This is a genomic window from Stenotrophomonas sepilia (assembly GCF_003244875.1).
In the GTDB taxonomy this organism is placed as follows: domain Bacteria; phylum Pseudomonadota; class Gammaproteobacteria; order Xanthomonadales; family Xanthomonadaceae; genus Stenotrophomonas; species Stenotrophomonas sepilia.
Window position 1 is genome coordinate 22741 of the sequence record NZ_LXXZ01000115.1, and the last position, 7681, is coordinate 30421.

General features: G+C 68.2%; 10 protein-coding genes. All 10 read right to left on the minus strand.

Translation table 11 applies throughout. The annotated features are described in order from the left end of the window. Positions 1-43: 43 nt before the first annotated feature. On the minus strand, positions 44-823 hold the full coding sequence (gene fliP / locus A7X97_RS21395) for a flagellar type III secretion system pore protein FliP (protein ID WP_088497677.1): 780 nt from the start codon (positions 821-823) through the stop codon (positions 44-46). Position 824: 1 nt separating this feature from the next. Then, positions 825-1223: a flagellar biosynthetic protein FliO gene (gene fliO, locus A7X97_RS21400; RefSeq protein WP_171956126.1), complete on the minus strand. Its 399-nt coding sequence runs from the start codon at positions 1221-1223 to the stop codon at positions 825-827. A gap of 17 nt (positions 1224-1240) precedes the next feature. Beyond that, entirely contained in the window at positions 1241-1576 is a 336-nt protein-coding gene (gene fliN, locus A7X97_RS21405) for a flagellar motor switch protein FliN (protein ID WP_005409543.1), read from the minus strand. Continuing rightward, a complete protein-coding gene (gene fliM, locus A7X97_RS21410) occupies positions 1573-2577 on the minus strand; it encodes a flagellar motor switch protein FliM (RefSeq protein WP_005416434.1) in 1005 nt (334 codons plus the stop codon). The genes fliN and fliM overlap by 4 nt, the downstream gene beginning before the upstream one ends. Before the next feature lie 10 nt (positions 2578-2587). Continuing rightward, positions 2588-3103, minus strand: coding sequence for a flagellar basal body-associated FliL family protein (locus tag A7X97_RS21415; protein WP_005416435.1), 516 nt, complete (start codon positions 3101-3103; stop codon positions 2588-2590). 127 nt (positions 3104-3230) lie between these two features. Further along, positions 3231-4400, minus strand: coding sequence for a flagellar hook-length control protein FliK (locus tag A7X97_RS21420; protein ID WP_088497678.1), 1170 nt, complete (start codon positions 4398-4400; stop codon positions 3231-3233). Next, a complete protein-coding gene (fliJ, locus tag A7X97_RS21425; RefSeq protein ID WP_005416437.1) occupies positions 4400-4867 on the minus strand; it encodes a flagellar export protein FliJ in 468 nt (155 codons plus the stop codon). Before fliJ ends, A7X97_RS21420 begins: the two co-directional genes overlap by 1 nt. A 3-nt stretch (positions 4868-4870) precedes the next feature. After that, positions 4871-6256 carry a FliI/YscN family ATPase gene (locus A7X97_RS21430; RefSeq protein ID WP_065178546.1) on the minus strand — a complete coding sequence of 462 codons (1386 nt, stop codon included), beginning with the start codon at positions 6254-6256 and terminating at the stop codon, positions 4871-4873. Continuing rightward, positions 6253-6894, minus strand: coding sequence for a FliH/SctL family protein (locus tag A7X97_RS21435; protein WP_111008423.1), 642 nt, complete (start codon positions 6892-6894; stop codon positions 6253-6255). The genes A7X97_RS21430 and A7X97_RS21435 overlap by 4 nt, the downstream gene beginning before the upstream one ends. Beyond that, positions 6891-7681, minus strand: a 791-nt coding sequence (gene fliG / locus A7X97_RS21440) for a flagellar motor switch protein FliG (protein WP_111008424.1), incomplete at its 5' end; no start/stop codon positions are given. The genes A7X97_RS21435 and fliG, both read right to left, overlap by 4 nt.

A 7681-nucleotide genomic window follows, 5' to 3' on the forward strand; every position in this document is an offset into this window, starting at 1 on the left:
CATGTAGAGTCGAGCCCTGCTCGACTGCGCGTTACGGGGGATATCAGGCCGGATTGAAGCTCGCCGCCAACGTACCCACGGTCAGCACCCAGCCATCGACCAGCACGAACAGCAGGATCTTGAAGGGCGCCGATACCAGCATCGGCGACAGCATCATCATGCCCATCGACATCAGCACGCTGGCAACGACCAGGTCGATGATCACGAACGGGATGAAGATCAGGAATCCGATCTCGAAGGCGGTCTTCAGTTCACTGGTGACGAACGAAGCGACCAGCACCGGGAACGGGATCGCGTCGGGGCTGGCGTAGGTGCCATGCCCGGCGATGCCGGCAAAGGTCATCAGGTCGGTCTCGCGGATCTGCGCCAGCATGAAGCCGCGCAGTGGCTGCGTGGTCAGCGTCCATGCGGTCTGGAAGTCGATGTCGCCGTTGAGGTAGGGCGCCATGCCCGCGCTCCACGCCTTGTCCCAGGTCGGCATCATCACCATTGCGGTGAGGAACAGGGCCAGGCCCAGCAGCACCTGGTTGGACGGCGTCTGGCCGGTGCCCAGCGCCTGGCGCAGCAGGCCCAGCACGATGATGATGCGGGTGAACGAGGTCAGCACCAGCAGCATCGACGGGATCAGGGTGATCGCGGTCATCAGCAGCAGGGTCTGCAGCGGCAGGCTGACCGGCTGGCCACCGATCTTGCCGACGTTGACGTCCGGCAGCGGGGTAGCCGGCGCGCCGGGTGCGGCCAACGCCAGCGCCGGCAACAGGCACAGGGCAAGCAACAGCAGCCACGGCGTCAGGGTGGCGAGACGGGTACGGGGGACACGCATGTCAGGGGTCCTTGCGCAGCCGCTGCTGCAGCAGCTGGGCGAAATTCGGCAGGTTCTTGAAGTCCGGCACGCGCACCGGTGCCGGCGGCGGCAGCGGTTCGGGCAGGGTATGCAGGGTGTTGATGCCGCCGGCGGTGACGCCCAGCAGCAGTTGCTGGCCATTGACCTCGACCACCACCACGCGTTCCTTGGCGCCGACACTGAGGCTGGCCACCAGCTTCATGCCTTCGGCCGGGCGGAAGCCGCTGCCAGGCATGCGCTTGAGCAGCCAGCCCAGGCCGATCACCAGTGCCAGTACCGCCAGCAGCGCCAGCACCGCACCGAACAGGCTGGGTGCGGCGGCCGCATGCTGGCCGACCTGCGGACCGATCGGCGCGGCGGCCTTGCCGACCGCCAGCAGGGTGGAGGCCAGCAGGCTCAACGCAGTCTCCGGATACGCTCGCTGGGGCTGACCACGTCGGTCAGGCGCACGCCGAAGCGGTCATTGATCACTACTACTTCGCCGTGGGCGATCAGGGTGCCGTTGACGAACACGTCCAGCGACTCGCCAGCACCGCGCTCCAGTTCCACCACCGACCCCTGGTTGAGCTGCAGCAGGTTGCGGATCGGCAGGCGGGCACGACCGACTTCCAGCGACAGGGTCACCGGCACATCGAGGATCACGTCCAGGTTCAGGTCCGGACCATTCGCCTCATCGGCCTGCAGGCTGCTGAACTGGGCCGGGGTCGGTTCGAGGGCGTCGATATCGTTCATTGCGGGTCTTCCTGGATGACGGGTACGCGCGGGCGGGTGCCCGGCGGATGGGTAGCGGTGATCTTCACGGCGTTCATGCCGTTGGCGATGCCGAACTCGCCGGTGAACACGGGGATGTTCTCCACGCACAGCGGCACCTGCGGGCTCAGCTCGATCGGCAGGATGTCGCCGACCTTCAACTGGGTCAGGTCGCGCAGGGTCATGCGCTTGCTGGCCAGTACGCTGGACAGGGTGACTTCGGCGACGTTGAGCTGCTCACGCAGGGTCTTGCCCCAGCTCTCGTCGCGGTCGTTGCGGTCGCTCTGGATGCCGGCGTCGAGCAGTTCGCGGATCGGTTCCAGCATCGAGTAGGGCAGGGTGACGTGGATGTCGCCGCCGCCACCGTCGAGCTCGACGTGCAGGCGGCACACCACCACGTACTCGCGCGGGGTCACGATGTTGGCGAAATGCGGGTTGATCTCCGAGTTGATGTACTCGAAGTCGACATCCATCACCGGTGCCCACGCTTCGCGCAGATCGGCGAAGGTCTGCTTCAGCAGCAGGTGGATCACCCGCATTTCAGTAGCTGTGAACTCGCGGCCCTCGATGCGGGTGGGGTAGCGCCCGTCGCCACCGAAGAAATTGTCGACGATGGCGAACACCAGGGTCGGCTCGAACACGATCAGGCCGGTGCCGCGCAGCGGCTTGAAGCGGATCAGGTTCAGGTTGGTCGGTACATACAGCGAGTGCATGTAGTCGTTGAACTTGATCAGCTCGATGCCGCGCACCGACAGTTCGGCCGAGCGGCGGATCAGGTTGAACAGGCCGATCCGCCACAGGCGCGCGAAGCGCTCATGGACCATTTCCAGGGTCGGCATGCGACCACGGATGATGCGGTCCTGGCTGGCGAAGTCGTACGAGCGCGCTTCGCCTGACGGGGGTTCCGCATCGGTCTCGACCGCGCCACTGTCCACGCCGTGGAGCAGGGCATCGATCTCGTCCTGGGACAGCAGATCATTCATCGGTGGGCCCTTACTGGGTCACGAAGCTGGTGAACAGCAGATCGTCGGCGCCGTTGCTGCCGGTCTCGGCCTTGAGCACCTTCTGCACCTCGGCCAATGAGGCGGCCTGCAGCTTCTGCTTGCCGGCGACATCGGCGATCTGGTCCGGGCTGACCTGCGAGAACAGCATCAGCAGGCGCGCACGGATGGCCGGGGCGTGGGTCTTGATCGCTTCCAGCGCGGCCGGGTCGCGGGTCATCAGCTGAACCTCCAGCTGCAGGTAACGTGGGCCGTCGACCGGGCCATTGAGGTTGACCACGAAGGCCGGATCCAGTGCGAAGTACTGGGCCGGGGCTGGAGTCGCGCTCTTCTTCGGCGCCTGTGCGGTCTTCTCTTCGTGCTTGGACTGGGTGAAGAACCACACGCCGCCACCGGCAGCAGCGGCGGCCAATACGGCTACCAGCGCGGTGATCAGGATCGGACTACGCGGCTTGGCGGCCTTGTCCTTCTCGGCGGTCTTCTTGGTTTTGTCAGCGGCTGCGGCCACGGGGTGAAGCTCCTGAGGGTTGCTTCACCGGGATATGCAAGGGGTGTGCCGAAGGCCGGGCAGCGGGTGCGACGGAATTCCGTCGGAAACCTGTGCCGGTAGGTGCCAACCTTGGTCGGCACGCCTGTCAGGCGTAAGCGTCCAGCAGTCCGCGCTGGCGGATCAACTGCGCCGACGACACGCTGGCGTCGCCCGGCGTCGGTTCTCCGTCGCCGATGATGCCGCTGCCACCGGGCTGGCCCGGCGCATTGCCGCCACCGCCCGGTGCCTGGTGGCTGACATCGGCGTGGGCCAGCTGGAAGCCCTGTTCGCCCAGCAGCTCGCGCAGGCGCGGCAGGCTGCTTTCCAGCGCTTGCCGAACGTCCACGTGCGGGCTGCTGAAGCTGGCATGCACCTTGTCGCCGTTCAACTGCAGGCGCACGTCGACCGGGCCCAGGTCGTCCGGGCTCAGGCGGATGTGGGCGTGGCCGATCTTCTGGTCGGCCAGCCAGCCCAGCCGTGCGCCGATGGCCTGGTCGAAGCCATCGTCACCCAGCACGGGCTTCGGCGTCGGTTCGCCATTGAAGATCGCGTTGCCGGTGGCGAGCGCCGCCTTGAGGTCCTGTACGGCGGCCGCTGGCGGTGAGTGCAGCAGGGGTACGCTGGTGCGGTCGCCAAGTGCAGCCACGTCGCTGCCTTCGCCACGCTCGGCGCGCTTGCCGGGCAGGATCATCTCCGGCAGTGGCAGCGCGGTGGCATCCTCCGGGCTGGTCGCCGCCGGTTTGCCGTCGGCCGCCACTGGGGCTGCGGTTGCCGCTGCCGGCGCGGCTGCAGGCAGTGTCGCGTTCATGGCGGGGGCAGCAGCAGGCAGCGCGCTACCGTCGCTGGCCACCGCCGGTGCAGCGGTGGTTGGCAGAGCAGCAGCGGAATCGGCAGGCATCGGCATCGCCAGCACCAGGCCGGCCAGGCCGGGCGGTGGCCACGGGGCGTCCTCGGTCGCGGCGGGCTTGTCCTTTTCGGTGCCGGGTCCAGCCGGGGTCACGGCAACCGGCGGCAGCGACGGCGTTTCAGCAGTTGCCGCTTCGGCGTCCGCGGTGCGTTCACCCGGTGCCTGGCCATTGCTGTCGGCGGTCGATGGCGGGCTCGGCGTGGATGGCATCGGTGTCGTGGCGCTGCCGGCTGGCGTGGGTGCAGACGGTGCGCCGCCCTGCAGCAGCTGGCTGAAGTCCTTTCCGCCTTCGCTGCGCGAGGCGCGTGCGGCACTGTTGCTGGTGGCGGGCGTGGCCGTGTTGGCGCTGCTGGCGAGCGGGGCGGGCATCACGAGCGGCCTCCCTGCTCGGCGCCGTCCTGGTCTTCGGCCTGCACCAGGCGTGCACGCCGTGCACCAATGTCGTCCATCTCGCGCTGGTCGCGGCGGTCGGTCACCACCTTTTCCTGCGCCCGGTAGCTGGCGGCCAGCTGCTCCAGCACCGCCTTGTCACGGCTGGCGAGGATCAGGCGTGCGCGCTCGGCCTCCACTTTTTCGCGGTTGCCATTGACCGTGGCCTGCTGCTGCTCGACCGCGCTGTCCAGTCGATCGAGGAAGGCGCGGCGGTTGAGCAACTGTGCCGGGCTGGTCGCCGCCATCTGTGCGTTGGCGTACTCCTCGGCATAGCGGCGCAGTTCGTCCAGTCGCGAGAGATGGGTGTCGAGCACGCGCTGGCGTTCGGCCAGGTCGCGGGCGACCGCGTCCTCATGTTCCTGGGCCCGCTTGAGCAGGGGATCGATGCGCTTGGACTGGTTCATGGCTTAACTCTCTTGTTCCACCAGGCGCTGCAGCGCCGCCTGGCTGTGCGGGAGATCTGCGGCCTTGGCAACGTCCTGGCCGAGGAACTCCATGATTTCCGGCCAGCGTTCCAGGGCTTCGTCGGTGGCCGCGTCGTTGCCGCGCTGGTAGGCACCGATCGCGATCAGGTCCCGGTTGGCCGAGTAGGCCGAGACCAGTCGCTTCAACTTGCGGATGCGCAGGCGCCACGGTTCGTCGGCGATTTCCGTGACCACGCGGCTGACTGACGATTCGACGTCGATGGCCGGGTACAGCCCGCTGTCGGCCACGCGGCGCGAGAGCAGGATGTGGCCATCGAGGATCGCGCGCGCGGCATCGGCGATCGGATCCTGCGGATCATCGCCTTCGGTCAGCACCGTGTAGAACGCGGTGATCGAGCCACGGCCCTTGGCGCCATTGCCGGCGCGTTCGACCAGTGCCGGCAGCTTGGCAAACACCGACGGCGGATAGCCGCGGGTGGTCGGCGGTTCGCCGACCGACAGCCCGATCTCGCGCTGCGCCTGGGCGAAGCGGGTCAGCGAGTCCATCAGCAACAGCACGTTCAGGCCCTGGTCGCGGAACCACTCGGCAATGGCGGTGGCGCGGTAGGCACCATGCAGTCGCGCCAGCGGCGGCCGGTCGGCGGGGCTGGCGACCACCACGGCGCGGCGCAGGCCTTCCTCGCCCAGCGTCGTCTCGACGAAATCGCGCACTTCGCGGCCACGTTCACCGATCAGGCCGACCACGATCACGTCGGCGGCGGTGTAGCGGGTCATCATGCCCAGCAGCGTCGACTTGCCGACGCCGGAGCCGGCGAACAGGCCGACGCGCTGGCCGCGGCCGATCGGCAGCAGCGCGTTGATCGCGCGCACGCCCACGTCCAGCGGCTGGGTGATCGGTTCACGCGCCAGCGGATTGATCGACACGCCGGCCATGCCAACATGGCCTTCGGCGCGGATCGGGCCCTTGCCATCCAGCGGCACGCCGTCGCTGTCGATGACGCGGCCGAGCAGGCCTTCGCCCACTTCCACGCCGCCCCGGCGCGCCGATGGCACCACCCGGGCGTTGGGCAGCAGGCCATGCAGTTCGGCGCTGGGCATCAGGTAGGTGCGTTCGCCGGCGAAGCCGACCACTTCGGCGTCGACCCAGCCACCGTCGACCACTTCCACCTTGCAGCTGGCGCCCAGCGGCGCTTCGCAGCCGACCGCTTCCAGGGTCAGCCCGACCGCACGGCGCAACACGCCCTCGCGGATCAGGCCACGACCATGCGCGGTGTCCACGCGCAGGCCATCCAGGCGCCGGGCCAGGCGCAGGTTGCGGGCCACGGCCCAGTCGGCCGGCGGCGGAGTGGTTTGTGGTCCGGCACTCATGCCGTGGCTCCGGTCTGGCGGATCACCGCATCCAGCGCACCGCGCAGGCGGGCTTCCAGGGTGCCGTCGATGCGCACGGCTTCGGCGTGCACGCGCAGGTCGCCACGGCTGAGGCTGGTATCCGGTACGAGGCGCTGCGCCGGTGAAAGGTTCAGCAGCGGGGCGAGCGCAGCGATGTCATCCGGGTGCAGCCGCACTTCCACCTCGCGGGTGCTGCCCCCCACGGCGTCGATCGCTTCGCCGACCAGCTGCGCCAGCAGTGCCGGCTCGGCTTCGTAGGCGCGGCCGACCAGTGCGCCGGCGATGCGCACCGCCAGTTCGCCGAGGGCGCCGACCACTTCGTTCTCCAGCCGCACCAGCGGCCGGCTGAAGTTGTCCAGGATCCCTTCGATCTGTGCGGCGAGGCGACGTACTTCGGCCTGGCCCTGGCCGTAGCCGTCGGCATGGCCCTGTTCGAACCCTTCCTTCTCGGCGCTGTCCTGGATTGCCTGGATCTCTTCAAGGGTCGGCAGCTGCAGCGGCGGCTCCGGATCGTGTTCCGGATCCGGCTCGGTGAGTTCGAACGCACCCTCCTGCTCCAGCACCGGTTCGGGCTGGGCCAGCAGGTCCGGGGCAAGCCAGCGCACGACGTTGCTCACAGCATGGCCTCCGCGCTGCCACCGATGGTGACGGTGCCTTCATCGGCCATGCGCTTGACGATGGCCAGGATCTCGCGCTGCGCGCCTTCCACGTCGGACAGGCGCACCGGACCGCGGGCCTCCATGTCTTCGAGCAGGATTTCGGCCGCGCGCTGCGACATGTTGCGGGTGATCTTGTCGCGCACCTTGATGTCGGCACCGCGCAGGGCCAGGCCCAGGCGCTCGCCGCTCACCTCGCGCAGCACCAGCTGCATCTCGCGGTCGTCCAGGTCGACCAGGTCGTCGAACACGAACATCAGGTCCTGGATGCGGTTGCTCAACGGCGCATCGATGCGCGCGATTTCGCCCAGGATTGCCTGGTCCTGGCCGCTGTCCATGAAGTTCAGGATGTTGGCCGCGCACTGCACGCCGCCGATGTTCGACGACTTCAGGTTCTGGTTGCCGGCGAACTGGCGCTCCATGATCTCGTTGAGTTCATTGAGCGCGTTCGGCGGAATACCGTCGAGGGTGGCAATGCGCAGCAGCACATCCACGCGGGTACGGTCCGGCAGCAGCTTCAGCGCGTCGGCGGCCTGGTCGGTTTCCAGGTGCGCCATCACGATGGCGATGATCTGCGGGTGCTCGTTGCGCACCAGGTCGGCCACTGCACGCGGGTCCATCCACTTCAGCGCGTCCAGGCCGGTGGTGTTGCGGCCGAGCAGGATGCGGTCGATCAGGTTGCCGGCCTTCTCGCTGCCCAGCGCCTGCACCAGCATGTTGCGGATGTAGTCGTCCGAGCCCACGAGAC